Annotated in this window: 26 protein-coding genes, 1 tRNA gene and 1 pseudogene; 9 read left to right on the top strand and 19 right to left on the bottom strand. The window is 58.0% G+C overall.

The window, feature by feature from the left end:
- Positions 1–3 precede the first annotated feature (3 nt).
- The 8 genes from hscA to trmJ form a co-directional block, all read right to left on the bottom strand.
- Positions 4–1866, bottom strand: coding sequence for a Fe-S protein assembly chaperone HscA (hscA, locus tag ACP7A4_RS02065; RefSeq protein ID WP_059765014.1), 1863 nt, complete (start codon positions 1864–1866; stop codon positions 4–6).
- Between the two features lie 50 nt (positions 1867–1916).
- Positions 1917–2438, bottom strand: coding sequence for a co-chaperone HscB (gene hscB, locus ACP7A4_RS02060; protein ID WP_059765016.1), 522 nt, complete (start codon positions 2436–2438; stop codon positions 1917–1919).
- Positions 2439–2446: 8 nt separating this feature from the next.
- Positions 2447–2770 carry an iron-sulfur cluster assembly protein IscA gene (gene iscA / locus ACP7A4_RS02055; RefSeq protein ID WP_048362603.1) on the bottom strand — a complete coding sequence of 108 codons (324 nt, stop codon included), beginning with the start codon at positions 2768–2770 and terminating at the stop codon, positions 2447–2449.
- A gap of 62 nt (positions 2771–2832) precedes the next feature.
- The gene (gene iscU, locus ACP7A4_RS02050; protein ID WP_007929523.1) at positions 2833–3219 is read right to left on the bottom strand and encodes a Fe-S cluster assembly scaffold IscU; all 387 of its coding nucleotides are present in this window, start codon (positions 3217–3219) and stop codon (positions 2833–2835) included.
- 96 nt (positions 3220–3315) lie between these two features.
- On the bottom strand, positions 3316–4530 hold the full coding sequence (locus ACP7A4_RS02045) for an IscS subfamily cysteine desulfurase (RefSeq protein WP_048362602.1): 1215 nt from the start codon (positions 4528–4530) through the stop codon (positions 3316–3318).
- Between the two features lie 49 nt (positions 4531–4579).
- Complete coding sequence (iscR, locus tag ACP7A4_RS02040) at positions 4580–5071, bottom strand: Fe-S cluster assembly transcriptional regulator IscR (RefSeq protein ID WP_048362601.1); 492 nt, start codon at positions 5069–5071, stop codon at positions 4580–4582.
- A 209-nt stretch (positions 5072–5280) separates the two neighbouring features.
- Positions 5281–6057, bottom strand: coding sequence for a serine O-acetyltransferase (gene cysE / locus ACP7A4_RS02035; RefSeq protein ID WP_426245321.1), 777 nt, complete (start codon positions 6055–6057; stop codon positions 5281–5283).
- A gap of 2 nt (positions 6058–6059) precedes the next feature.
- On the bottom strand, positions 6060–6830 hold the full coding sequence (gene trmJ, locus ACP7A4_RS02030; protein ID WP_048362599.1) for a tRNA (cytosine(32)/uridine(32)-2'-O)-methyltransferase TrmJ: 771 nt from the start codon (positions 6828–6830) through the stop codon (positions 6060–6062).
- Positions 6831–6973: 143 nt separating this feature from the next.
- On the opposite strand from trmJ, the gene suhB reads away from it, so the two are divergent.
- Complete coding sequence (gene suhB / locus ACP7A4_RS02025; protein ID WP_047273836.1) at positions 6974–7789, top strand: inositol-phosphate phosphatase; 816 nt, start codon at positions 6974–6976, stop codon at positions 7787–7789.
- A 134-nt stretch (positions 7790–7923) separates the two neighbouring features.
- On the opposite strand, the gene ACP7A4_RS02020 is transcribed toward suhB, so the two are convergent.
- From ACP7A4_RS02020 to queA, 6 genes are all read right to left on the bottom strand, one after another.
- Positions 7924–8463 carry a glycine zipper 2TM domain-containing protein gene (locus tag ACP7A4_RS02020; protein WP_059765024.1) on the bottom strand — a complete coding sequence of 180 codons (540 nt, stop codon included), beginning with the start codon at positions 8461–8463 and terminating at the stop codon, positions 7924–7926.
- Between the two features lie 121 nt (positions 8464–8584).
- Positions 8585–9499 carry a protein translocase subunit SecF gene (gene secF, locus ACP7A4_RS02015; RefSeq protein ID WP_059765026.1) on the bottom strand — a complete coding sequence of 305 codons (915 nt, stop codon included), beginning with the start codon at positions 9497–9499 and terminating at the stop codon, positions 8585–8587.
- Between the two features lie 9 nt (positions 9500–9508).
- Positions 9509–11377 (bottom strand): protein translocase subunit SecD, encoded by a 1869-nt coding sequence (gene secD, locus ACP7A4_RS02010; RefSeq protein ID WP_048362596.1) that lies wholly within the window; start codon positions 11375–11377, stop codon positions 9509–9511.
- Between the two features lie 67 nt (positions 11378–11444).
- On the bottom strand, positions 11445–11780 hold the full coding sequence (gene yajC / locus ACP7A4_RS02005; protein WP_047273832.1) for a preprotein translocase subunit YajC: 336 nt from the start codon (positions 11778–11780) through the stop codon (positions 11445–11447).
- A gap of 42 nt (positions 11781–11822) precedes the next feature.
- Positions 11823–12938: a tRNA guanosine(34) transglycosylase Tgt gene (tgt, locus tag ACP7A4_RS02000; RefSeq protein WP_088500051.1), complete on the bottom strand. Its 1116-nt coding sequence runs from the start codon at positions 12936–12938 to the stop codon at positions 11823–11825.
- Positions 12939–12949: 11 nt separating this feature from the next.
- Positions 12950–14011, bottom strand: a complete 1062-nt coding sequence (queA, locus tag ACP7A4_RS01995; protein ID WP_048362594.1) for a tRNA preQ1(34) S-adenosylmethionine ribosyltransferase-isomerase QueA — start codon at positions 14009–14011, stop codon at positions 12950–12952.
- Positions 14012–14117: 106 nt separating this feature from the next.
- Here queA and ACP7A4_RS01990 point away from each other — a divergent pair.
- Together ACP7A4_RS01990 and ACP7A4_RS01985 are read left to right on the top strand one after the other, a co-directional pair.
- Positions 14118–14202, top strand: a tRNA-Leu gene (locus ACP7A4_RS01990).
- A gap of 93 nt (positions 14203–14295) precedes the next feature.
- On the top strand, positions 14296–14625 hold the full coding sequence (locus ACP7A4_RS01985) for a hypothetical protein (protein ID WP_426245317.1): 330 nt from the start codon (positions 14296–14298) through the stop codon (positions 14623–14625).
- Here the strand turns inward: ACP7A4_RS01985 and ACP7A4_RS01980 are convergent.
- Positions 14619–15014, bottom strand: coding sequence for a c-type cytochrome (locus ACP7A4_RS01980; RefSeq protein ID WP_426245315.1), 396 nt, complete (start codon positions 15012–15014; stop codon positions 14619–14621). The genes ACP7A4_RS01985 and ACP7A4_RS01980 overlap by 7 nt on opposite strands.
- Positions 15015–15196: 182 nt before the next feature.
- Between ACP7A4_RS01980 and ACP7A4_RS01975 the strand changes: the two genes are divergently transcribed.
- From ACP7A4_RS01975 to ACP7A4_RS01965, 3 genes are all read left to right on the top strand, one after another.
- Positions 15197–15703 carry a sigma-70 family RNA polymerase sigma factor gene (locus ACP7A4_RS01975; RefSeq protein WP_048401247.1) on the top strand — a complete coding sequence of 169 codons (507 nt, stop codon included), beginning with the start codon at positions 15197–15199 and terminating at the stop codon, positions 15701–15703.
- On the top strand, positions 15700–16668 hold the full coding sequence (locus tag ACP7A4_RS01970; RefSeq protein WP_203302310.1) for a FecR domain-containing protein: 969 nt from the start codon (positions 15700–15702) through the stop codon (positions 16666–16668). The genes ACP7A4_RS01975 and ACP7A4_RS01970 overlap by 4 nt, the downstream gene beginning before the upstream one ends.
- A gap of 98 nt (positions 16669–16766) precedes the next feature.
- Entirely contained in the window at positions 16767–19199 is a 2433-nt protein-coding gene (locus ACP7A4_RS01965; RefSeq protein WP_059765038.1) for a TonB-dependent siderophore receptor, read from the top strand.
- A 162-nt stretch (positions 19200–19361) separates the two neighbouring features.
- Here ACP7A4_RS01965 and ACP7A4_RS01960 read toward each other — a convergent pair whose 3' ends face one another.
- The gene (locus ACP7A4_RS01960) at positions 19362–19979 is read right to left on the bottom strand and encodes a LysE family translocator (RefSeq protein WP_059765040.1); all 618 of its coding nucleotides are present in this window, start codon (positions 19977–19979) and stop codon (positions 19362–19364) included.
- A gap of 159 nt (positions 19980–20138) precedes the next feature.
- Here ACP7A4_RS01960 and ACP7A4_RS01955 point away from each other — a divergent pair, with 159 nt between their 5' ends.
- Positions 20139–20591: an Lrp/AsnC family transcriptional regulator gene (locus ACP7A4_RS01955; protein ID WP_059765042.1), complete on the top strand. Its 453-nt coding sequence runs from the start codon at positions 20139–20141 to the stop codon at positions 20589–20591.
- A 1-nt stretch (position 20592) separates the two neighbouring features.
- On the opposite strand, the gene ACP7A4_RS01950 is transcribed toward ACP7A4_RS01955, so the two are convergent.
- The 3 genes from ACP7A4_RS01950 to ACP7A4_RS01940 form a co-directional block, all read right to left on the bottom strand.
- Complete coding sequence (locus ACP7A4_RS01950; protein WP_426245311.1) at positions 20593–22155, bottom strand: hypothetical protein; 1563 nt, start codon at positions 22153–22155, stop codon at positions 20593–20595.
- 75 nt (positions 22156–22230) lie between these two features.
- Entirely contained in the window at positions 22231–22551 is a 321-nt protein-coding gene (locus ACP7A4_RS01945) for a hypothetical protein (RefSeq protein WP_059765046.1), read from the bottom strand.
- A gap of 121 nt (positions 22552–22672) precedes the next feature.
- Complete coding sequence (locus ACP7A4_RS01940) at positions 22673–23224, bottom strand: DUF924 family protein (RefSeq protein ID WP_420877420.1); 552 nt, start codon at positions 23222–23224, stop codon at positions 22673–22675.
- A 346-nt stretch (positions 23225–23570) separates the two neighbouring features.
- Here ACP7A4_RS01940 and ACP7A4_RS01935 point away from each other — a divergent pair.
- Together ACP7A4_RS01935 and ACP7A4_RS01930 are read left to right on the top strand one after the other, a co-directional pair.
- Positions 23571–24065 (top strand): annotated as a pseudogene (locus ACP7A4_RS01935) (MCP four helix bundle domain-containing protein); the annotation flags it as partial.
- Positions 24066–25196, top strand: coding sequence for a methyl-accepting chemotaxis protein (locus tag ACP7A4_RS01930; RefSeq protein ID WP_371260641.1), 1131 nt, complete (start codon positions 24066–24068; stop codon positions 25194–25196).
- Positions 25197–25273: the final 77 nt, after the last annotated feature.

The raw sequence follows: 25273 nt of genomic DNA, 5'->3' as shown, positions 1-25273 counted from the left end.
CAGTTATTCCTCGATTTCATTCAGGTTGCGCCCCGCCAGAGCGGCCTTGACGGACAAGTCCATACGGCGGGCGGCAAAGGCATCGGTCACTTGAGACAGACGCTTGGTCTGCTGCTCGATGGCGTAACCATCGGTGCCTTTCAACAATTCGGACAATTCTTGCATTTGCAGCTCGATGACCATCCGCTCTTCGGCGTCCAGCAAACGATCACCGTCCACCTCAAGCGCCGCTTGCACAGCCTCGATCAGGCGTTGCGCATCGACTTGCTGCTCGCGCAACACGCGGGCCACTTTGTCGTCACCCGCGTACTGGAACGAATCCTTGAGCATTTTGGCGATCTCGCCATCGGTCAGCCCGTAAGACGGCTTGACCTGAATGCTGGCTTCGACGCCAGAACCCAGCTCTCGCGCCGACACACTGAGCAAACCATCGGCATCCACCTGGAAGGTCACACGAATTTTAGCGGCACCTGCCACCATCGGCGGAATCCCGCGCAATTCAAAGCGCGCCAGAGAGCGACAGTCGCTGATCAGTTCGCGCTCACCTTGCAGCACATGAATCATCATGGCCGTCTGGCCATCTTTGTACGTGGTGAAATCCTGCGCCCGCGCAACCGGGATCGTGGTATTGCGCGCAATGACTTTTTCCATCAGCCCGCCCATGGTCTCAAGACCGAGCGACAGCGGAATCACGTCCAGCAACAACAACTCGCCACCCTCACGCTTGTTACCGGCCAGGGTATCGGCCTGGATCGCTGCACCAATGGCAACCACTTGATCCGGGTCGATATCCGTCAGCGGCTGGCGACCAAACATGTCCGCCACAGCTTCACGCACGCGCGGCACACGCGTCGAACCACCAACCATGACCACGGCTTGCACATCCTCAATCTCGATATTGGCGTCGCGCACAGCACGACGGCAAGCCTTGAGGCTGCGGGCAATCATGGGTTCGATCAACACCTCGAACGCTTCACGGGTCAACTCGGCGGACCATTGGCCAAAGGTGACGGTCACAGAGGAGGCGTTGGTCAGGGCTTCTTTGGCAGCACAGGCCGCTTGCAGCAATTGACGCTGGGTGCCCGGATCGAGATCAGCAGACAAACCCGCCTGCTCGATCATCCAACTGGCAATTGCATGATCGAAGTCGTCTCCGCCCAGCGCGCTGTCGCCGCCAGTGGCCAGGACTTCGAATACACCGCCAGTCAAACGCAGCACCGAAATATCGAAGGTCCCGCCGCCCAAATCATAGATGGCAACAACGCCTTCAGCCGATTGATCCAGGCCGTAGGCAACCGCAGCAGCAGTCGGCTCATTGAGCAAACGCAACACGTTCAGACCGGCCAGTTTGGCCGCATCCTTGGTCGCCTGACGCTGAGCATCATCGAAGTAGGCCGGAACAGTGATCACCGCACCGACCAATTCGCCACCCAGGGTTTTTTCGGCGCGCTCGCGTAACACCTTCAAAATCTCGGCCGACACTTCTACCGGGCTTTTCGGGCCTTGCACCGTATCGATGAACGGCATGTGCGACTCGCCGCCGACAAAACGATAAGGCAATTGCTCGCCCAACTGCTTGACGTCGGACAAACCACGACCCATCAAGCGCTTGACCGACAATACGGTGTTGAACGGATCACTGGAGGCTGCCAGGCGCGCCGACTCACCGACTTCAACACGGTCAGCGTGATAGCGCACAGCGGATGGCAAAATGACATTGCCGCGCGCATCAGCCAGAGGCTCGGAGAGACCGCTGCGCAATGCAGCGACCAAGGAATTGGTAGTGCCCAAGTCAATCCCCACAGCCAGACGACGCTGGTGCGGTTGAGGACTTTGGCCGGGTTCGGCGATCTGCAGTAGGGCCATCGTTATCAGGACTTATCTGTAATCAGGCGTGCAATCAGGAAAGCACGGAGTTAATCGTCGAGGCGCTCTTCTAACTGGCGCACTTCGTAATTGAGCTTGTCAAGGAACTGCATGCGCCGCATCAGGCGTTCTGCCTGTTCGCGTTGCGCTGCATCATCCCAACAAGCAGCGAAGCTGTTGTTCAGTGCTTGCTGAGCAACCTTGAGCCGACGCTTGAATGCTGCAATACCGGCCATATCGGCGCTGTCGTGCAGGTCTTCAAGCTCTTCGCGCCACTGCATCTGCTGCATCAGAAACTCAGGGTCATGCACCGTGACTTCCAGCGGCGTCTCATTACCCTTGAGCGCAAGTAAATAGCGCGCGCGTTTAGAAGGGTTTTTGAGCGTCTGGTAAGCCTCATTGAGGCCGGCGGACTGTTCGAGCGCCAGACGCTGCTCACGCTCGGAAGCGTCAGCAAAGCGGTCCGGGTGAACACCACGCGCCAACTCTCGATAGCGCACAGCCAACTGGTCGAGATCCAGATTGAAGCCCGGCTGCAGTTCAAACAAAGCAAAATGACAAGGAGTACCCACGAGTAGCCTCAGATGTTGAAGCTTTCGCCGCAGCCACATTCACCGCGCACGTTAGGGTTATTGAACTTGAAGCCTTCGTTCAAACCTTCCTTGACGAAATCCAGCTCGGTGCCGTCCAGGTAGCTGAGGCTTTTGGGATCAATGATCACTTTTTCGCCATGGGTTTCGAACACTTGATCGTCTTCGCCCACTTCATCGACAAACTCCAGCACATAGGCAAGACCGGAACAGCCCGTGGTGCGAACACCCAGACGAATCCCCTCACCTTTGCCGCGCCCATCAAGGGAGCGGCGAATATGCTTGGCAGCCGCTTCTGTCATGCTGATAGCCATCGTGACTCCTTACCTGTTGCCGGTTTCTTCACCACACATGCGCCATATAAGGGCGCAATGGATCAGATCAAACCTTTCTTCTGCTTGTAATCGCGAACGGCCGCCTTGATGGCGTCTTCAGCGAGCACGGAGCAGTGAATTTTTACGGGTGGCAAAGCCAGCTCTTCAGCCAACTGGGTGTTTTTGATGGTCTCTGCTTCATCCAGAGTCTTGCCCTTCATCCACTCAGTTGCCAGGGAGCTGGACGCGATTGCCGAACCGCAACCGTAGGTCTTGAACTTGGCATCTTCGATGATGCCCTGCTCGTTCACCTTGATTTGCAGGCGCATGACGTCGCCGCAAGCAGGGGCGCCGACCATGCCGGTACCAACATCTGGATCTTCCGCGTTCATCTTGCCGACGTTGCGCGGGTTCTCGTAGTGGTCAATGACCTTTTCGCTGTAAGCCATGGTACTTATCCTCACTCATCAGAGAGTCGCTCTTGAGACGCTGTAAAAGCGGCTATGCGCTGCGTTTACAGCGGCTATCTACGGCGACTTGAAATATCAGTGCGCCGCCCACTCGATTTTCGAGATGTCGACACCGTCTTTGTACATGTCCCACAGCGGCGACAGGGCGCGCAGCTTGGTAACGGCCTCGCACACCTTCTGCGCGGCGTAGTCGATTTCTTCTTCGGTGGTGAAGCGACCGAACGTGAAGCGAATCGAACTGTGAGCCAGCTCATCGTTGCGGCCCAGGGCGCGCAATACGTAAGACGGCTCAAGGGATGCAGATGTGCAGGCCGAACCGGACGACACCGCCAGATCCTTGAGCGCCATGATCAGCGACTCGCCTTCAACGTAGTTGAAGCTCAGGTTCAGGTTGTGCGGGACGCGGGCAGTCATGCTGCCGTTGACGTACAGCTCTTCAAGATGTTCAACCTGCTTGAAGAAACGGTCGCTCAAGGCTTTGATGCGCACGTTTTCAGCGGCCATTTCTTCTTTGGCAATCTGGAACGCCTCACCCATGCCCACGATCTGGTGGGTGGCCAGAGTGCCCGAACGCATGCCGCGCTCGTGACCGCCGCCGTGCATGGTTGCTTCGATACGCACACGAGGCTTGCGGCTCACGTACAGTGCGCCGATACCCTTCGGACCGTAGGTTTTATGTGCCGAGAAAGACATCAGGTCGACTTTCAGCTTGGCCAGGTCGATTTCAACCTTGCCCGTAGACTGAGCCGCATCCACATGGAACAACACGCCGCGCGAGCGCGTCAGCTCACCAATGGCAGCGATATCGTTAATGGTGCCGATCTCGTTGTTCACGTGCATGATCGAAACCAGAATGGTGTCGTCGCGCATGGCGGCTTCAACCATCGCAGGTGTGACCAGACCGTCTTCACCTGGCTCGATGTAGGTCACTTCAAAGCCTTCTCGCTCCAGCTGACGCATGGTGTCGAGTACGGCTTTGTGTTCGATTTTGTCAGTGATCAGGTGCTTGCCTTTGGTCGCATAGAAATGCGCAGCGCCCTTGATGGCAAGGTTGTTGGCCTCGGTAGCGCCGGATGTCCAGACGATTTCACGCGGATCGGCATTGACCAGATCAGCAACCTGACGACGACCGTTTTCAACCGCTTCTTCGGCCTTCCAGCCAAATACGTGGGAGCGCGAAGCCGGGTTACCGAAGTTCCCGTCAACCAACAGGCAGTCGCTCATTTTTTGAGCAACACGCGGATCAACCGGGGTGGTGGCTGAGTAATCAAGGTAAATCGGCAATTTCATGGACTATCTCCTAAATCAGGCTGGCTGGCGCACCGTCGTTTTTATGCAATCAATCGACGGCGGACGCTTCGATCTTATCCAGGTGCGGCGCCTTGCCATTACAGCGGCGCAGATCCTGACGCTGGGCTACTTCTTGTACCTCACGGCGAGTGACAAGATCAGCCAAGCTGATACCGCTGAGAAACTCGTGTATTTGCAGGCTCAAGTCACACCACAGGTGATGGGTCAGGCACGTGTCACCGGCATGGCAATCGCCAAGGCCCTGGCAACGTGTGGCGTCGACGGACTCGTTTACCGCATCGATAACCTGGGCCACCTGAATACCTTGCATGTCGCGCGATAGCTGATAGCCACCACCAGGGCCGCGCACACTGGAAACCAGACTGCTGCGGCGCAACTTTGCAAAGAGTTGCTCAAGGTAGGAAAGGGAAATGCCCTGGCGCTCGGAAATGTCGGCCAGGGACACCGGCCCGTGCTGTGCATGCAACGCCAAATCGAGCATTGCAGTGACGGCGTAACGGCCTTTTGTAGTCAGTCTCATGGACAGGTACCACGGAATTCGGAATGGGGGCGAGTATGCTATTCCCGACTATTTAAGTCAACTATTAGACCTAGTACTTTAGTCGGGATTACCCGCAAAACAGCGGCCGCATTGTAGCAGGGGCTGCGGCGTAATGGCACATGAGCACACAAGCGCGCTGTACGCATTCGCCGCCCAAGCCTGCGCAGCCATCCGCCGCCACCACAACCCTACCCCGGCTTCACTTCATCCTTGCCCTGCACACAGGCGAAATCCTCTTGACGCAACTGCGGCAAGTCCTTGGCGCAATACGGACTACCAAGATCTTTGAGGGCACCACACATGCCATCCAGCTTGCCGTCGACCGCCTGCAAGTGATCCAGCAATTGAGCGATGGCACGCGCAACAGGGTCCGGCATGTCCTCACTGACACCGTAAGCATCAAAACCGATCTTTTCGGCCATTGCCTTGCGCTTGGCCTGCACCTCATCGTCATGCTTGATGGTGATACGGCCCGGAATACCCACGACCGTCGCCCCCGCCGGTACTGCCTTGGTGACAACCGCATTGGAGCCGACTTTGGCTCCCGCACCCACGGTAAACGGGCCTAGCACTTTGGCTCCCGCCCCGACTACAACACCATCCTCAAGCGTGGGATGGCGCTTGCCTTTGTTCCACGTAGTGCCGCCCAGGGTTACGCCCTGATAAAGCGTCACGTCATCACCGATTTCAGCGGTTTCGCCAATCACAATCCCCATGCCGTGATCGATGAAGAAACGGCGACCGACCTTCGCCCCCGGATGAATTTCAATCCCGGTCAGCCAGCGTCCGAAGTTCGACACCAGCCGCGCCAGCCATTTCCAGTCCGCGCGCCACAACAACCCGGACAGGCGATGTATCCAGATGGCATGCATCCCCGGGTAGCAGGTCAGCACTTCAAAAGCATTGCGCGCCGCCGGATCACGATGAAACACACTCTGGATATCTTCACGCAGACGCTCGAACATCTTTAATCCTTGCGCTTGAGCAGCTCGCCACGGGCTGCCTTTTGGGTTTCAGTAAGAATGCCACGCAATATGTTCATTTCGGCACGACTCACCGAACTGCGGCCATACAGGCGACGCAGACGCGCCATCAGGTGGCGCGGTTTTTCAGGATCAAGAAACTCGATCGCGACCAACGTCTGCTCAAGATGCTCGTAAAAGCGCTCCAGCTCATCCATGGTCGCCAGCTCACCACTTTTGGTGGAAGCCACTTCATCTTTTTCCATTTTGCTCGGCTGCCCCTGAGCCGCCAGCCAGGACATACGGATCTCGTAACTCAGCACCTGCACTGCCGCACCCAGGTTCAGCGAGCTGAACTCAGGGTCCGATGGAATGTGCACATGGAAGTGGCAGCGCTGCAACTCATCATTGGTCAGGCCCGAATCTTCACGACCAAACACCAGAGCAATCTCAGCGCCCTGCGTGGCCTCTTCGACAACTTTTTGCCCGCACTCACGCGGATCGAGCAACGGCCATGGGATACGGCGATCGCGCGCACTGGTACCCAATACCAGATTGCACCCCACCAGAGCATCCTCCAGCGTGGCCACTACCTGTGCATTTTCGAGAATATCGCCCGCGCCCGACGCACGCGCATCGGCCTCGTGATGCGGGAACAGCCTCGGCTCAACCAGAACCAGTCGCGACAAGCCCATGTTTTTCATGGCACGCGCAGCACCACCGATGTTGCCGGGATGGCTGGTATTGACCAGAACGACACGAATATTTGACAGCAATGGGAGCGCTCACAGACCGTTAAAAGGGAGCAAATCTTACCTAAGCCCATCACCTTAAGCTACGAAAGCTAACGCAAACCTTCATATGCCAAACTTTTCTGCTAGAATGTTCGGCTTTCTTTAACGACCTAGGTGAAACGTCCATGCAGCCCATGCTGAATATCGCGCTGCGCGCCGCCCGCAGCGCCAGTGAATTGATTTTCCGCTCCATCGAGCGCCTGGATACCATCAAGGTTGACGAAAAAGACGCCAAGGATTACGTCTCTGAAGTCGATCGTGCTGCCGAGCAGAAAATCATCGACGCCTTGCGCAAGGCTTATCCGACACACGGCATTCTCGGTGAAGAAACCGGCCTGCACGCTGGCAGCGGCGAAGGCGCCGACTACCTGTGGATCATCGACCCACTGGATGGCACTACCAACTTCCTGCGTGGCGTTCCGCACTTCGCAGTCAGCATTGCCTGCAAATACCGTGGCCGCCTTGAGCACGCCGTCGTACTTGACCCGGTTCGCCAGGAAGAATTCACCGCCAGCCGTGGCCGTGGCGCCCAACTCAATGGTCGCCGCCTGCGCGTCAGCGGTCGCACCAGCCTTGAAGGCGCCCTGCTGGGTACCGGCTTCCCGTTCCGCGACAACCAAATGGACAACCTGGACAACTATCTGGGCATGTTCCGCAGCCTGGTCGGTCAAACCGCTGGTATCCGTCGTGCAGGCGCTGCCAGCCTGGACCTGGCCTATGTGGCCGCCGGTCGTTTCGACGCATTCTGGGAGTCGGGCTTGTCCGAATGGGACATGGCCGCAGGCGCACTGTTGATTCAAGAAGCAGGCGGCCTGGTCAGCGACTTCACCGGCAGCCACGATTTCCTTGAAAAAGGCCACATCGTTGCCGGCAACACCAAGTGCTTCAAAGCTGTGCTGACGGCTATTCAGCCGCATCTGCCTGCCTCGCTGAAACGCTAAGCGAAGCACGCAAACAAAAAAGCACCCCTCGGGGTGCTTTTTTTTGCCTCCTAAATCCGTAGCTGCCGCTGGCTGCGCGCTTTTGACAATAAAGCGGGCAAGCGGCGGCAGTTCCTAGACTCAACAGGCCAAATTTATTGCGGGCCCTGCCCAAGAATCAAATTGCCGTCTTTACCCACCGGGATTGAACTGCCCGGCTCGTGATCCATACGCACCTTGCCTTCCTTGCCATCCAGCGAATAACGCACGTCGTAACCGACCACTTTGTCACTGATGTCGTTAACGGTATTACAGCGCGTTTGCGTCGTGGTGTAGGTATCACGGTTCTGCATGCCTTCTTGCACCTTGTTACCGGCATAACCCCCGCCTACTGCACCCGCAACGGTCGCAATCTTCTTGCCGCTACCGCCACCGACCTGGTTACCCAAAAGACCACCCGCCACCGCACCAATCACGCTACCGACAATCTGGTGCTCATCCTTGACCGCCGCTCGACGTGTAACAGTCACGTCCTTGCACACTTCACGCGGCGTTTTAATCTGTTGCTTGACCGGCTGAACAGCCAGCACTTGCGCAGACTCCGGGGCTTTAACCAAGCTGTAAGTGGCAACAGCACCACCGGCAGTGACACCGACAGCACCCAAAACAGCACCTACCAGCAAAGATTTGTTCACGCGAACCTCCAGGCCATCCTACGTAGGAACAATCCCACGCTAATCCTAGCCTTGGAGCATAAAAAAAGGCGCGAGTTCAATACTCGCGCCTTTTAGGTGATCGCCAGAGATCAACTCACCGTCATGGACGGTCGTCGATTTCCTTTTCGCTCGCCGCAGGAGGAATCAGATCCTCGCTGTTGAGGTTCAGCCAGATCAGCACCACGTTGGCGATGTAGATCGAAGAGTAAGTACCCGCCAATACACCCACAAACAAGGCAATCGAGAAGCCCCACAGGTTGTCGCCACCAAAGATCAGCAGCGCTGCAATCGCCAGCAAGGTGGAGATCGACGTCGCCATGGTGCGCAGCAGGGTTTGCGTGGTCGAGATATTGATGTTCTCGATCAGGCTGGCCTTGCGCAGCACACGGAAGTTCTCTCGCACCCGGTCAAACACCACGATGGTGTCGTTAAGCGAGTAACCGATGATCGCCAGCACCGCCGCCAACACTGTCAGGTCGAAGGTGATCTGGAAGAACGACAGCACACCCATCGTCACGATCACATCGTGCACCAACGAAACAATGGCGCCGACCGCGAATTTCCACTGAAAGCGAAAAGCCAGGTAAAGCATGATGCCGCCCAGCGCCATCAGCATGCCGAGACCGCCCTGATCGCGCAGCTCTTCACCCACTTGCGGGCCTACGAACTCGACACGCTTGATAACGGCCGGGTTGGTGGTATCTGCCTGCCCCAGCGCAGCGGCCACCTTGTTGCCCAGCAACGGATCGTCGCCCGGCATACGCACCAGCAAGTCGGTCGTTGCGCCAAAGCTCTGCACCACTGCATCGTGGAAACCGGCCGAGGCCAGTTCGGTTCGCACCTTGGTTAAATCAGCCGGCTTCTCGTAGGTCAGCTCGATGAGCGTACCGCCGGTGAAGTCCAGGCCGTAGTTCATGCCCTTGTGAAACATGCTGAACAAGGCCAGCACGGTAAGCAGCACAGTGACGCCGAACGCAACGTTGCGAACGCCCATGAAGTTGATTGTACGTAACATGGCAGCCCCTTAAATCCACAACTTCTTGAAGTCCCGACCGCCGTAAACCAGGTTGACCATTGCGCGGGTCACCATGATGGCCGTGAACATCGAGGTAAAGATCCCCAGAGACATGGTCACCGCAAAGCCTTTGACAGGCCCGGTACCCATGGCAAACAGAATCCCGCCGACCAACAGGGTTGTCAGGTTGGAGTCGATAATCGCCGTGAATGCACGATTGAAGCCTTCATTGATCGCCCGCTGTGGTGTCATGCCATTGGCGATTTCCTCACGAATACGCGAGAAGATCAGCACGTTGGCGTCAACCGCCATACCCATCGTCAATACGATACCCGCGATACCCGGCAGGGTCAGGGTAGCGCCCAGCAACGACATCAGCGCCAGCAGCAAGACCATGTTGCCCGCCAACGCCACCGTCGCGATCACACCGAAGAAGCGGTAGATGGCGATGATGAAGATGGACACAAACAGCATGCCCCACAGCGATGCATCAACACCTTTGGTGATGTTGTCAGCACCCAGGCTCGGACCAATGGTGCGCTCTTCAGCAAAGTACATCGGTGCCGCCAGACCACCGGCACGCAGCAGCAGTGCCAACTCGGACGCTTCACCCTGGCCATTGAGACCGGTAATCCGGAACTGGCTGCCCAGCGGCGACTGGATGGTCGCCAGGCTGATGATCTTTTTCTCTTCCTTGAAGGTCTGAACCGGCACTTCCTTCTCAACACCGTCAACCACTTGCTTGGTGTAGGTCGTCACCGGCTTCTGCTCGATGAAGATAACCGCCATGCTGCGACCGACGTTGCTGCGAGTGGAACGGCTCATCAACTCGCCACCATGACCATCAAGCTTGATGTTCACCTGTGGTCGGCCGTGCTCGTCAAAACCCGCTTGCGCATCGGTTACCTGATCACCCGTGATGATCAAGCCACGCTCGATTTGCGCGGAAGCGCGATTGCCTTCACGGAACTCGAACGTCTCGGAAGTGGCTTTGGATGCGCCCGGCTCTGCGGCCAGACGGAACTCAAGGTTGGCCGTCTTGCCCAGGATACGCTTGGCTTCGGCGGTGTCTTGCACGCCCGGCAGCTCAACCACGATGCGGTTGGCACCCTGACGCTGAACCAGAGGCTCGGCAACACCCAACTCGTTAACCCGGTTACGGACGGTTGTCAGGTTTTGCTTGATGGAATATTCACGGATTTCCGCCAGCTTGGCCGGGGTCATCGCCAGACGCAGCACCGGCTGACCGTTCAGATCCGCAGCGGCAATGTCGAAGTCATTGAAGTTCTTGCGAATCAGGCTACGCGCTTGCTCACGGGTTGCTTCATCAGCAAAACCCAACTGAATGGCACCATTGAGCTGCGGCAGACTGCGATAACGCAGCTTGTCTTTACGCAACAGGCTTTTGACGTCACTTTCGTACACTTTCATGCGCGCGTCGACGGCCTTGTCCATGTCGACTTCCAGCAGGAAGTGCACACCACCCGACAAGTCCAGACCCAGCTTCATTGGGTGAGCACCCAGGTTACGCAGCCATTGTGGCGTGGTCTGAGCCAGGTTGAGCGCTACGACGTAGTCGTCACCCAAGGCCTTGCGCACCACGTCTTTTGCTGGCAACTGGTCGTCTTTGCTCGCCAGACGCAACAAACCGCCTTTGCCGTTGGCTGCCAACGTGGCGCCTTTCACAGCAATGCCGGCATCCTTGAGCGCTTTGCTCGCACGCTCCAGGTCAGCGTCGGTCACTTGCAGTGCCGTGCTCGCGCCAGACACCTGAATAGCCGGATCATCCGGGTAGAGATTGGGAGCGGAATAAATAAAACCGATCGCCAGCACCGCCAGGATCAGTACGTATTTCCACAGAGGGTATTTGTTCAGCATCAATCACGCCGCCCGCTTAGAACGCGGGGCGCCTTGCGCGCCCCGTCGATTGTTAAAAGTTGAAACTTTAGATCGCTTTCAGCGTGCCTTTAGGCAACGTGGCAGCTACAGCGCCCTTCTGAATTTTCAGCTCGACAGTGTCAGACACTTCGATCACAACAAAAGCATCCGTCACTTTGGTGATTTTGCCGGCGATACCGCCAGTGGTTACAACTTCGTCGCCTTTTTGCAGGTTACCCAACAGGGCTTTCTGCTCTTTGGCGCGCTTGGCCTGTGGACGCCAGATCATCAGGTAGAAGATGACCAGGAAGCCGACCAGGAAAATCCACTCAAAACCAGTACCGGCTGGGCCAGCAGCAGGTGCAGCAGCGTCCGCGAAAGCGGGAGAGATGAAAAAGCTCATTAAGCACTCCAGTTGCAAAAAGTGTTTCTTAGGGTCCGAAAATCAGTCCAGGGGCGGTACAGGCAACCCGCGCTTGGCATAGAAGGCATCGACAAAGGCGGCCAATGTACCCTGTTGAATAGCCTCGCGCAAACCAGCCATGAGCACCTGATAGTGCCGCAAATTGTGGATGGTATTGAGCATGCTACCCAGCATTTCGCCGCACTTGTCCAGATGATGCAGATAAGCACGGGAGAAGTTCTGGCAGGTGTAGCAGTCGCAGGTCGGATCCAGCGGCGAATCATCATGGCGATGGAACGCATTGCGGATCTTGATCACACCGGTGTCGATGAACAGATGCCCATTGCGGGCATTACGGGTTGGCATCACGCAATCGAACATGTCCACACCGCGGCGCACACCCTCCACGAGATCTTCAGGTTTGCCAACCCCCATAAGGTAACGAGGTTTGTCAGCCGGCATCATGGCAGGCAGGTAATCCAGCACCTTGATCATTTCGTGCTTGGGCTCGCCTACCGACAAACCGCCGATGGCCAGGCCATCAAAGCCGATCTTGTTCAGACCTTCGAGCGAACGCTCGCGCAGGTTCTGGTGCATGCCGCCCTGGACGATCCCGAACAGGGCTGCGGTGTTATCGCCGTGAGCATTTTTAGAGCGCTGAGCCCAGCGCAACGACAGCTCCATAGACACCCGAGCCACGTCTTCGTCGGCCGGGTACGGGGTGCACTCGTCAAAAATCATGACCACGTCGGAGCCCAGATCGCGCTGAACCTGCATCGACTCTTCCGGGCCCATGAAGACTTTGGCGCCGTCTACGGGCGAGGCAAAGGTCACGCCCTCTTCTTTGATCTTGCGCATGGCCCCCAGGCTGAACACCTGAAAACCACCCGAGTCAGTCAGGATCGGACCTTGCCACTTCATGAAGTCGTGCAGGTCGCCGTGCTTTTTGATCACTTCAGTGCCAGGACGTAGCCACAGGTGAAAGGTGTTACCCAAAATCATCTGCGCGCCGGTATCGACGATATCGCGCGGCAACATGCCCTTGACCGTGCCGTAGGTACCCACCGGCATGAACGCCGGGGTTTCCACCACACCACGCGGGAAGGTCAGACGACCGCGACGAGCCTTGCCATCGGTGGCAAGTAACTCGAAAGACATACGACAGTTGCTCATGCTTGATCCTCTGGGGCCGGGGCAGGAGCCGTCGGCGCGGGATTGCGGGTGATGAACATTGCATCACCGTAACTAAAGAAGCGGTATCCATGCTCGACCGCAGCCTGGTAGGCCGCCATGGTTTCGGGATAACCGGCGAACGCCGAAACCAGCATCAGCAGCGTGGATTCTGGCAAATGGAAATTGGTCACCAGCGCATCGACCACATGAAACGGCCGGCCCGGGAAAATAAAGATATCGGTGTCACCACTGAACGGCTTGAGCACGCCATCACGCGCTGCGCTCTCCAGCGAACGCACGCTGGTGGTGCCCACGGCAATCACTCGCCCGCCCCGTGCACGGCACGCCGCCACGGCATCCACCACGTCCTGGCCCACTTCCAGCCATTCAGTGTGCATGTGGTGATCCTCAAGGCGCTCAACCCGTACCGGCTGGAACGTGCCCGCGCCCACATGCAGGGTCACGAACGCCGTTTCAACGCCTTTGGCGGCAATGGCCTGCATCAGCGGCTCATCAAAGTGCAGCCCGGCCGTTGGCGCAGCCACAGCACCCAGGCGCTGAGCGTAGACCGTTTGATAGCGTTCACGGTCCGAGCCTTCGTCCGGACGGTCGATGTACGGCGGCAGCGGCATGTGCCCGACACGGTCCAGCAAGGGCAACACTTCTTCAGCAAAGCCCAGCTCAAACAACGCATCGTGGCGCGCCAGCATCTGCGCTTCGCCACCGCCATCGATCAGGATCTTTGAACCTGGCTTTGGCGACTTGCTGGAGCGCACATGCGCTAGCACCCGATGACTGTCGAGCACGCGCTCAACCAGAATTTCCAGCTTGCCGCCCGAAGCCTTTTGGCCAAACAGGCGTGCCGGAATCACCCGGGTATTGTTAAACACCATCAAATCACCCGAACGCAAATGTTCAAGCAAATCAGTAAATTGACGATGTGCCAGCGCCCCGCTCTCCCCATCCAGGGTCAGCAGGCGACTGTTGCGGCGCTCCGCCAAAGGATGGCGTGCGATGAGCGAATCAGGGAGTTCGAAAGTAAAGTCAGCAACGCGCATGATAGGTTTCGTCTAGCAGGGCCGGGGAGTTTAACGGACTTAGTAAAAATAGACCAATAAGTTGTTGACCGACCTAAAACTCATCTCTATACTTCGCCGCCATTGAGCCCTGATGGCGGAATTGGTAGACGCGGCGGATTCAAAATCCGTTTTCGCAAGAAGTGGGAGTTCGAGTCTCCCTCGGGGCACCATCTTAAAAAAAGACCTTGAAATTCAAGGTCTTTTTTTTCGCCTGTCAAAAAGTGAATTCGCTCGCTTGGCACCCACTCACAGGAACCTATTGCATGGAATCGTCGCTGGAGGCAGTTGCGCTTTTCTCTCTCAAGCTGGTGCACGAGACGGACGGTCAAAGCCCGGTGCTGCGTGACGATTATGTGATGGCTGACTATCAACGCGAACTCTTTGCCTTGCTGGTGCGTAACGGCGATATCGCGGGCATTCAGCACAAAGTCGCCGAGTGCCTGAGGCACGCGTTAAACGCGTTGGGCGGTGCCGAAAAGCCCTTGGGCCGCGAGCTGTACAAGCTGGCCTGTGCGTTCCAGCACGCGAAAACGCTGACCCAACTGCACACCCCGTTGGAGCAGCTCAAAGACTACCTCAAAGACATTCAGTGATCGGTGTCCTGAAAGGTCGCGATATAGGCCAGCAGATCGTCGATCTTCTGCGGGTCGCTGATGCCCCAGAAAATCATGCGCGTACCGCTCACGACTTTTTTCGGCGCCTCGATGTAGGCGGCCAGCGTTTCGCGGCTCCAGACCACGCCTGAGTTCTTCATCGCGTCCGAGTATTGATAACCCGGCGTGATCCCGGCAGTGCGTCCGATCACGCCATTGAGCTGCGGACCGAAACCACCTCGCGCACCCGGCCCGATGCTGTGGCAGCCCCCGCAGGTTTTGGTGAACAACTTGGCCCCTGCGTCGGCATCACCCGCCGCCGCGGCCGCGGCACTGAAAATGCCGAGCGTGATGGTCAGGGCCAAAGTGGTGAAAGCCGATAGGTTCATGAGCGACTCCAGATCAGATGTTGCACACAATTTCAGCCGACGATTATGCCCGCCTCCTCGCCACGCCACCATTCACAGCTCACTCGCGCAACTCGCACCTGCACGTAACCAGAGATTGCAGTGGCCATCATCTCGCCGCTAATATTGAGAACTATTCGCACTCACCTCTGGAAAGCCGACCGGTGCAATCTCTCCCAACCAGCAAGCTGGGTTTCTTTTTCAGCGATCACCATCGCTGGCTGCTGCAACATATTCAGCGACGCTTACGCAACCATGCTGATGCGCAGGACACGGCGGCGGATACGTTTTGCCAGTTGCTGGCGGCCCAAGTCGACCCTGACACCATCGAGCAACCTCGTGCGTACCTGTCGACCATTGCGCGGCGGCTTATCTTCGATCGCCACCGGCGGCGCAAGCTGGAGTTGGCGTATCTGGAACGGCTGGCCCTATTGCCCGAAGCCGTGGCGCCCTCCCCCGAAGAGCAATGGCAACTGACAGAGGCACTAATCGCCATCGACCGCGCACTCGACGGCTTGCCCATGATCGTCAAGGCCACCTTCCTGTACAGCCAGCTCGATGGCTTGAGTTATGTGGCGATTGCACAAAAACTGGGCTTGTCGGATCGCACCGTCAGTCGCTACATGAAACAAGCCCTGCGCCAGTGTTACCTGAGCGATTTGGGCGTATGAGCAAGCCAGCGCTGGACCCGGTCAGCGAGCAGGCGATTGACTGGATGGTCAAGCTGCGCGCAGGCACGCCAAATGCTGCACTGCAAGCACGCTTTAACCAGTGGCTAAGCCAAGACCCGACCCACCAGCAAGCCTGGACGCTGCTGCACGATCGCCTGGGCGGCGCGTTCAACACCGTACGCGCACTGGATAAACGCGTACCCGGCCAGGCGGGCGAGGCGCGTCAGTTACTGCTGCAACCCCACGCCTCGCGCCGCGATGCTTTGCGCGTGATCGCGGGCCTGGGGTTGCTCGGTGGCGGGTTATGGCTGGGCGCCCGCAGCCCGGTGGGGGATTCGCTGCTGGCGGACCTGTCGACGGGCCATGCTCAGCGACAGGATTACACCCTCGCGGATGGCAGCCATCTGAGTCTCAATGCCAACAGCGCGGTCGACCTGCAATTCGATGCCACGCAAAGGCTGGTGATTCTGCGCCACGGCCAACTGGTGATCCAGGTTGCGCCTGATGTGCACCGCCCGTTGCGTGTGCGCACCGCGCAAGGCGAAATCCGCGCCCTGGGGACGCGCTTTCTGGTGGCCCAAGAGCCTGGCGCCAGCCGTGTGGTCGTGCTTGAGCACAGCATTGAAGCACGACTGTTCAACGGCACCGTGCTGAATGTGCAAGAAGGTCAGAGCGCGCTGCTCTACACCGACCGCATCAGTCGGCTACCCGGCGAACAACGCCAGCGTGCCGACTGGCAGAGCGGCCGGCTCAATGTGCTGGATGATTCGCTTGAACACGTGATCGATGCGCTGCGGCCCTATACCCGGGGTTATGTGCGCGTGGCGCCCGAGGTGCGCAACTTGCGCGTACAAGGCGTGTACCCGCTCAATGATCCGCAACGCGCCTTCACGGCACTGGCACACACCCTTGCGATCCGTGTGGACCATTACAGCCCGTGGCTGACAGTGATCAGCGCCAAATGAGCGGGCGATTTCTTTTTGAAAATTAATCTTATTTGTGTCCGGTTTTCATTTCTCATCCCACCTATCTCCTGACACTTGCACACGATCAGGAGAATGCCGTGCTCAATCCGTGGCCCCATGCCCTAACTGTCGCTGTTGCCCTGGCAACGCTGGCCAACTCAGCCGCGCTTCAGGCGCAAGACCTGAGCTTCAATCTCAAGTCTGGCCCGCTGGCCAATACGCTCAATGCCATCGCCAGCCAGAGCGGCAAGATCATCTCGCTGCAACCCACCCTCGTGCAGGGTAAACAGGCGCCAGCGGTAATGGGGCACATGTCTGCCGAACAGGCGATGAACACGGCGCTTAGCGGCAGCGGCCTGCAATTGCGCATTACAGAGCAAGGTGACTTCAGCGTCGAACCCGCCCCGCAAAACGGCGAGGCGCTGCAACTGGGCCTCACCCACATCGTCGAGCAACACCGCGACGCCACCACTGAAGGCTCCGGCTCTTACACCGCACAGGCAGTGACCATCGGCAAGGGGTCCCACAGCCTCAAGGAGACCCCGCAATCAGTCACGGTCATCACCCGCAAAATGCTGGACGACCAGAACCTCAACACCATTGAGCAGGTGATGGAAAAAACACCCGGCATCACCGTGTACGACTCGCCCATGGGCGGCAAGTATTTCTATTCGCGCGGGTTTCGCATGACCGGGCAGTACCAATACGACGGTGTGCCATTGGACATCGGCAGCAGCTACGTGCAAGCCGACAGTTTCAACAGCGACATGGCCATCTATGACCGGGTGGAAGTGTTGCGTGGCGCCGCTGGCATGATGAAAGGCGCGGGCGGCACGGCAGGCGGGATCAACTTTGTGCGCAAACGTGGCGATTACACACCGCATACGCAACTGTCGCTCTCTGCGGGCACGTGGGACAACTACCGGGGCCAGGTCGACACTGGCGGCCCGTTGAACGAGTCTGGCACCGTGCGTGGCCGCGCCGTGGTCACGCAACAGACCCGCCAGTATTTTTATGACGTGGCCGCGCGCAAAGACCAGATCTACTACGGCGCTCTGGACTTCGACCTTAGCGCCGATACCACGCTGGGGCTGGGCCTGGCCTATGAAGACGTCGACGCCACACCCTGCTGGGGTGGGCTGCCGCGCTATGCCGATGGCAGCGACCTGAAACTCAAACGCTCCACTTGCCTGAATACCGCATGGAACAACCAGCGCAGCAAACGCACCACCGTGTTCGGTGACCTCAAGCACCAGCTCAATGACGACTGGGCACTGAAAGTCGCCGGGGTTTACTCCAAAAACACACAAAACATGGAGTACGCGTTCCCCAGCGGCTCGGTGCCCGTCGGCGCCACCGCCACTCACACCTTGATGCTGGGCAGCACGTATGACTACGACCAGGTCGATTACGGGTTCGATGCGTACGTAGACGGTAAATTTGATGCCTTCGGCCAACAGCACGAACTGATCGTGGGGGCCAATGCCAGCCGTTCTCACAAAGATGACTTCTACGCCGTGGCCGCGTTGCCTCAGCGTCAGAACGTACTCAACCCGGACCACCACTTGCCGCGCCCTGACGAAAGCTATTACTTGGCCAATGCCTCACGAGGCGGCCCGCTGGACATGCGTATCCAGCAATACGGCGCCTACTCCCTCACCCGACTGAAACTGGCCGACCCGCTGACGGTGGTGCTGGGCAGCCGCGTCAGTTGGTACTCTTCTGACAGCCATCAGATCTCGTACTGGCGCGGCGAGGGCACTCCTCTCAGTGCCAAGGCCAAAGAGACCGGGCAAGTCACCCCGTTTGCCGCCGTGCTGTTTGACCTCAATGACAACCTCACCACTTACGCCAGCTACACCGACATTTTCACCCCGCAAGGCGGTTATGCCACCTTTACAGGCACGACCCTCAAACCTCTGATCGGGCAAAGCTATGAACTGGGGATCAAAGGCGAATGGCTCGACGGGCGCCTGAACAGCTCGTTCAACCTGTTCCGCACGGTTCAAAAGGACGCCGCCCAAGACGATCCGCGGTGCCCGGACAGCAGTTGTTCGATCAACTCCGGCAAGGTCCGTGCTCAAGGTTTCGAGGCTGAAATCAGCGGTGAAGTCATCGACCGTCTGCAAGTGTTGGCCGGCTACACCTACACCCAGACCAAAGTGCTGGAGGACGCCAACCCTGAACAGGATGGCCTGGCCTACAACGCCTATGTGCCGCGCCACCTGCTACGCGTATGGGCCGATTACGCACTGTCGGGCGCGCTGGAGCGCGTGACCGTCGGCGCCGGGGTTAACGCTCAGAGCAGCAACTACCGCGTATCCCCTATCAGCGGCAACGACATCAGCCAAGCGGGTTATGCCGTGTGGAACGGGCGTATTGGCTATCGCATCGACGACACCTGGTCGGTGGCACTGAACGGCAACAACCTGCTCGACAAGCGCTATTACGCCACCGTGGGCACCGAAGGGTTTGGCAATTTCTACGGTGAACCGCGCAACCTCGTGATGTCGCTCAAGGCGGATTTTTAAACCCGGCGCCTCAGCGTCAAGCTGCTCTGGCCAGGTTAACGACACAGCCGTGTTGGGCCAACCCCGACCCAGCACGGTAATGCCCGCTTCCATGCCCCAAGGGCGCTGCCAATCAAACTTCGGATCAAGCTCAAACTGGGGCAAACGCAAGGGTTCAGCACGCTATGCGAACACCTGCTCACTCAACAACACCCCGGCGATGACGATCATCACCGCCCCCGATACCTGACTCACTTTTTGCGCCGCGCCAGGGCGGGTCTGCAACACCGAGCGGGCTCCAAACCCGACCAGCAAGTACACCACTGCACAACTGAGGGCATGCAACCCACCCAACGCGACGATTTGCACCGGGATCGGCCATGTCGATAACGGGTCGGTGAATTGCGGCAACAAGGCCAAAAACAACAAGAACACCTTCGGGTTCAACCCGCTGACGCACAACCCTTTCCAGGCCCAGCGCGACCACGTGTCAGACACCTGAACCCGACCCGACTCAGGCACCGCCGGGTTTCTGAGCATTCCCACCCCCAGCCACAGTAAGTACAGCGAACCGGCCACGGTCAGCCCCTTGAGAATCATCGGATTACTGGCCATCAACCCGCCGACGCCCGCGGCCACTACCACCGTTGCCAGCAAGTGCCCCGAAAGCAAGCCCGCCACGGCCGGCGTCACCCAGCGCCCACGCATGCCCGCTGAAATCGCATACGCCCAATCGGCACCGGGGGTGATGATGAACAAAAATGACACCGCCCAGAAAGCGGCCAGAACACTAAGAGTCACGGGATAGATACCTTCTTGCAGCACACGTTATTAAAAAAGTAAGGCGTGTTGCTCACACCCGCACAGGTGAAAGCAGCCAGTAGAAGATTAAGCAAATGCTGCTAGGATTATCTTTCGTTTATACCTGCCCAACCCCGCCTAATTAGAAGGTTCTTCCAAGTGGATCGAATTGATCGAAAGATTCTTGCTGAGCTGCACCATGACGGTCGGCTTTCTCTCACCGAGCTGGCCGAACGCGTGGGGCTGAGCCTGTCACCGTGCCATCGCCGGGTGCGGGCACTGGAGGAGTCCGGGGTGATTCTGGGCTATCGCGCGGTGCTGGCACCCAGTGAGCTGGGGCTGAATTTTTCGGCGATGGTGTTCGTGACCTTGCGCGAAGTCACGCGCCAGGCGGTTGCCGATTTTGAAGCAGCGCTACCTGAGATCCCGCAGATCGTGGAGGCGCAACGATTGTTCGGGGACCCGGATTATTTGCTGCATGTCATCGCCAAGGACCTGCCCGCGTACCAGCAGCTCTACGATGAGCAACTGAGTGCGCTGCCTAACGTGCAGCGTCTGGTGTCAACGTTGGTGATGAAGCGGGTCATCCATGACCGCGTATTACCGCTTTAACCTATCGAGCAGCCGCCAAGGCTTGCGGGGAGAACAGGTCATCAATCGCAGCCAGGATGCAGGCCATTTCGCTGGGCGGCGTGGCGCCTTCAGGCATTGACTGCAACAGCCTGGTTTTCTTGCTCTGCCCCATTCGAGCCAGTTTTTGGTGCAGCGCCAGTAGTCGCTCTGGGGCCATGCGCTTGAAGGTGTTGAATGTCAGCTCTTGCAAGCAAGAACGCTTGAGCGCGAAGTTTTGGGCGTATGCCTCTATCGCCTCTGCACGAATCTCCCAGCCGGTGTTGGCATAGAACATTTGGCCATACAGGCTCTTGAGCATTTCTCTGGCATGCGCTGGCAAGGGTTCAAAGCGCTGTGCTTTGTTCTGCGCCGGGAACACCGCATAGGTGGCGTACGTACTGCCCGAATACTCCTTGTCCAGGCTGACCTGCGCGTAAAAGCAGGCCACCAGGGCCAGTGCAAAAATAAACCTGTTGTCCGGGCTACGGTGCGCAGAAGGGTCGATGGCTCCGCGCGTTTTCACATAGTGTTTTTGCACCTCTAAGGCGTGATACAGCGCCACCTCCAGGTTATGGCCTTTGAGCGGCGTGCCGAATCCGGGCTCATGCGCCAACACACCCTCATCGCCAAACCATGCTGTTAGTTCGTTTCTGAGGTCGTTGCAATTGCGCACTTCAGGGACTTCACACTTGCCATTGCGATTGAGCGCGTGCAGCAAGTCAGTACTGACCTTGGTGGCTTGATCGGCCAGCTCTGCGATACGCGCGGACTCAAGCAATGCCCGATTCCCTACCAAGTTGCACAGCAACTCCAGCGTGAGCTCACCGTCAGGTTTGTAGATCCCTTCGACTGATGACTCAGCGGGTTGCTGGCCCGCTTCATCGCGCTCATCGACCTGCCAAGGCAGCGGCTGCACACCCCACACGTACAGATGAGCATCGACCTTTTGCGCCGCCTTGTCGGCCAGCCAGCCTATCCAGTCGCACGGGATCGAATCACCGTCCGCAAAACCTTTTTCGCGCCGCAACCGGGCTTCACACACCGCGTATTCCCGGTAAAACAGCTGGTCCAAGGCATAAATACTGCGAGCCAAAGCCATGTCTTCCAGCACCGGCTGAGTCTCTGACTGAGGCTCGATCTGAGTCCACTCCAGCATGGCCGCATACTGCTGACGCACCTGCGCAGGCAGTATTTCTACTAATGCCTTGTGCACCGCTTTGCGATTTTCGAGTTGGTTCCAGGCATTCTCGTCCGCGGCGTCAGGCGCGGTGGTGCTCATGTATTTGAGCGACGCCTCTTTGAGCGGCGCTACATAAAAGAAGCCATCTTTGTGCTTCCAGTGCTCCAGAGGCAGACGCGACAAGGTATGCGCACGCCATTTTCGGGCGCTCTTGCCGTAGTCGACCACGCTCGTGGAAAAAGCCCCCAGCACATTTGAGGCCTCGAACAATGAGGTGCGGTTGATCAGCTCCTTGCTCTCCTGTAACGAGACCGTGAGCATGTCAGCCACGGTCGGGGCCAGGGAGTCACGGGTGCGGCTGTCTACTTTTTGAGTGTTGTTCATCTGTCAGGCCTTCTAATCACCAGCAAACCACGGGGTGAAGCGCCAAGCGCGAACGCGTCTGGCGCCTGAGTGCTGTCACGCAGGCAAAAAACCTGCGGGGGCAGCGCAATCTTCACCCGCTGCGTGCCGGGCAGAATGTGCATTGAGTACGGCATGGGCTTGCTTGTTAAGCAGTTCACCCGCGGCCAGGCGCCGGGTTTGATCGAGCGACACACGCGCCATTTCAAGCGCTTGCCACTCGTCATCCGCCACTTTTTGCATCATAAACACCTGCGCCAAGGCGTGGGTATGGGCGATAGGGCCGTATTTATTGATCGAGCGCACCGCGTGGTAATGGTCATTGCACGCAGCCAGTTGCGAACGGTAGGGGGAGCCGAGGTTTTCATGATCAGACATGACGCGTTCCTTTTTAATGAGAGGTAATGACTACCCGCTCACTGTCTCGTGAACTGCCTGACAGAAAACCTTGAACATTATGAACCACCGATCAGGGCGGCATTATTCAGGCTCAAGCGCCTTACCCGGCAAATCCCCCACTCGCTAAAAAGGCGCGCTCTTCATCGGTTGTCTCGCGCCCCAAAACCTCATTGCGATGCGGAAAACGACCAAATTTTTCAATGATGTCCGCGTGATCCTTGGCCCATTTGACGTCTTTTGGCTCGAAGTCCTGGTGCAGTTTTACCGACAACTGCTGATCGGCCCAATCTTCGGAGTGCTCGAAAGGCAAGTAGCAAAACACCCGCAAGGAGGCTTCGATCTGCTTGTCCATTCCCGCCTCAATCATCTGCCGCGCATAAAAACGTGCCAGCGGATCAGTGGCGAACATATGGCCGGTGCCACGAAAGGCATTGCGCGGATATTGATCGAGCAGGATCAACAACGCCAGCGCACTGTCAGGTGCCGACATCCAATGGGCCAATTCGCGGCGGGCGGCCTGGAAGTGGGGGATGAAAAAGACATCGCGAAACCGGTTATCGAACGCTTCATCCTTGGCGAACCAATGCTTTGGACCTGCCTGTTTCCAGAACTCAATCACGCTGTGCGCAGAAGGTTGAACGTTGCTGTCGATGGTGATCACGCGCTATTCCTCTGGGTGTGATGAAAAACGATGCCTACACCTTAGACCGATTGTGAGGTTGTAACGGGCGTATTCAGACGTGCGCAGCCAGTCTTGACCGCGCCCTGTTCGCCCCAACGCATTCAAGCAAGACGATGCCTTGCTCAACGCACGGGTCAAGCAATGCAAGCAGGCCGACCTCGGCGCACACTTTTTCACAAATTAGTTTGACTCTAAGGTCAAGTTATCCATCCACCGGACGATAGCATTGCGCCATTACTCTTTGGTGCGAGCCTGTTCGCGCCGCTGTCTTACCTGCACCCCCCGTGCAGGCTGCCTTTGATTTTTAGGATCGCTGATGAACTTACGTAACATGAACATTGCCCCGCGTGCGCTGTTGGGATTCTCCCTGATCGGCACCCTGATGTTGATTTTGGGCATTTACGCCCTAGTACAAATGAACAAAATCCATCAAGTGGGACAGAGCATTGCGACCAGCGACATGCCCAGCCTGGTCGGTCTCAATAATTTCAGTTACTTCAACCAGCGCCAACGCGTACTGAGCTATCAACTGCGAGATGAGCCGGACCCAGACGCCAAGGCCCGTATATTCAGCGAGCTGCAATCACTGGAAGAAAGCACGCACAAGGCCATGGCCGATTACATTGCGCTCATCAGCAGCGCGCAAGAACAAGCCAGTTATGAGCAATTAAGCCGTGAGCAAGCGCAGTACCGCACCCTGGAAGCGCAATTGATCCAGCTGGCGCGCAACGATCAACAAGACGAATTGAAACGTCTGCAAGCCGGCCCGCTAAGTGTGGTGTCACGCAATATCAGCGCCGCCATCGAATCCATGCTGGACATCAACGCCAAACAAAGCGCTCTCGCCAATCGCCAAAGCACTGAAAACTACGCCACCACCTTCAACTTCACCATCGCCCTGCTAATCATTGCCACCGCACTGACCATTCTGTGCGCGTGGCTGCTGACCAACAGCATCACCCGCCCCATCAGCCAAGCCTTGCAAGCAGCCGAGACCATTGCCAGTGGCGATCTGACGCGCCCGATCAACGTCGAAGGCCGTGATGAAGCCGCGCGGTTGCTGCTGGCGATGCAGAGCATGCAAAACACGCTGCGCGACACCTTGCAGCACATCGCAGGTTCCGCCACCCAACTGGCCTGCGCCGCAGAAGAGTTGAACAGCGTGACCGACGAAAGCGCCCGTGGGCTGACGCAACAAAACAATGAGATTCAACAGGCCGCCACCGCCGTGACCGAAATGACCAGCGCGGTCGAAGAAGTGGCCCGCAATGCCGTGAGCACTTCCCAAGCCTCCAAAAGTGCGGCTGATTCGGCGGGTGACGGGCGCGACCTGGTGCAAGAAACCGTGACCGCCATCGAGAGCATGGGCAGCGACGTGCAAACCACCGCCGACCTGATTGGCAATCTGGCCAAAGAGTCGCAAGACATTGGCAAAGTCCTGGACGTGATTCGCGGCCTGGCCGATCAAACCAATCTGCTGGCCCTCAACGCCGCCATTGAAGCTGCGCGCGCAGGCGAAGCGGGACGCGGCTTTGCCGTCGTGGCCGATGAGGTCCGTGCCCTGGCCCACCGCACCCAGCAATCGACCAGCGAAATCGAGCACATGATCGGCAGCATTCAGGGCGGCACCGAACACGCCGTCAGCTCAATGCGCCAATGCACCGAGCGCGCCGAGTCGACCCTCAACATCGCCCGTGGCGCAGGTATCTCGCTGGAGACCATCAACGGCGCGGTGATCGAAATCAACGAGCGCAATCTGGTGATCGCCAGCGCGGCTGAAGAACAGGCACAAGTGGCCCGCGAAGTGGATCGCAACTTGATCAACATCAACGACCTGTCTGTGCAATCGGCCAGTGGCGCCAGCCAGACCAGCCTTGCCAGCAATGACTTGGCGCGCCTGGCCACCGACCTGAATGCAATGGTGGCGCGTTTTAGCCTCTAACCCCGCTGCCTGTTGGAGCCGGCACCGTGCAGCGCTTTGCCACAGGACAGCGCTGCATGGCCAGCACAAAAGGACTT

The organism is Pseudomonas sp. TWR3-1-1 (assembly GCF_049896545.1).
Classification (GTDB): domain Bacteria; phylum Pseudomonadota; class Gammaproteobacteria; order Pseudomonadales; family Pseudomonadaceae; genus Aquipseudomonas; species Aquipseudomonas weihenstephanensis.
The sequence above is the reverse complement of the archived record's forward strand: the minus strand, read 5'-3'. Positions and strand labels throughout refer to the sequence as shown.